Here is a 1,006-nt window from a genome sequence, read left to right as displayed (position 1 = left end):
GCTCCTGTTCGAACTCGACCATCTGGCCACCCGCGCCCGCCGGCACGCCGAGAACCTCATCGTGCTCGGCGGTGAGCAGCCGGGCCGCCGCCGGCGTAAACCGGTTCCGCTGTGGGACCTGGTCCGGGGTGCCGCGGCGGAGAGTCAGGACTACACGCGTATCCACACCGGCCGGATTCCCGATCTGAAGATCACCGGTCCGGCCACCGCCGACCTCATCCACCTGCTCGCGGAGCTGATGGAGAACGCGACGACCTTCTCGCCGCCGGAAGCACGCGTCGAGGTATCGGCCGCCGTCGTCGGCCGCGGCGTGGCGGTCGAGGTCGCCGATCGCGGTCTGGGTATGTCGGCGGAGGACATCATCGGACGTAACGAGCTGCTGTCCGCACCACCGGATTTCGGGGTGGCCGCGCTCACCGGGGAGACCCGTCTCGGACTGTTCGTGGTGGCCACCCTGGCGGCGCGCCACGGTGTCACGGTGCGACTGGCGGATTCGGTCTACGGCGGAATCAAGGCCGTGGTGGTGATCCCGGCCGCGCTCCTGGAGACCGGGGGCGCCACCGAATCGCCCGCCGAACCGGCCTACGCCACGGCGATCACTGCCGCTTCCCCCGGCACCGCGCCGGGTGAGAGCGCTGCCGCGCAGCCGCAGGCCGCCGCCGCGCCGCCGGTGGCCACCGCACCCGGTGACGGCACCCGTCCCGCGCTCCCGCGCCGACGCCGACAGCTTGCCGAACCGGAGGCCACGGAAGCGCCGGTCACCGAGGAGACCCCGCGGACGCGCACACCGGAACAGGCTCGCAATCTGATGGCCGCCATCGAAGGCGGCACCCGGTCGGGACGCCACCCGCGTCCCGATCCGACCGCGGCCGATCGGCCTCGACAGGAAGGCGACGATGACAACCCCTCCGCGCACTGATCTGAGCTGGTTGCTGGAAGAACTGGTGAGCGGATTGCCGGACGCCGAGTCCGCGGTTCTGCTGTCCACCGACGGACTGCTGATGGG

At 71.7% G+C, this 1,006-nt stretch carries 1 protein-coding gene; it reads left to right on the top strand.

Annotation, left to right across the window (positions count from 1 at the left end):
• Window positions 1-919 (top strand): ATP-binding protein (locus tag ACLML9_RS28865; RefSeq protein WP_411948444.1); only part of this gene is annotated, 919 nt, incomplete at its 5' end.
• Between the last annotated feature and the right edge of the window lie 87 nt (window positions 920-1,006).

Origin of the sequence: Nocardia sp. NPDC002869 (genome assembly GCF_046764065.1) — a bacterium.
Classification (GTDB): domain Bacteria; phylum Actinomycetota; class Actinomycetes; order Mycobacteriales; family Mycobacteriaceae; genus Nocardia; species Nocardia rhamnosiphila.
Note: the sequence above shows the minus strand (reverse complement) of the source record. Positions and strands in the feature narration are given on the sequence as shown.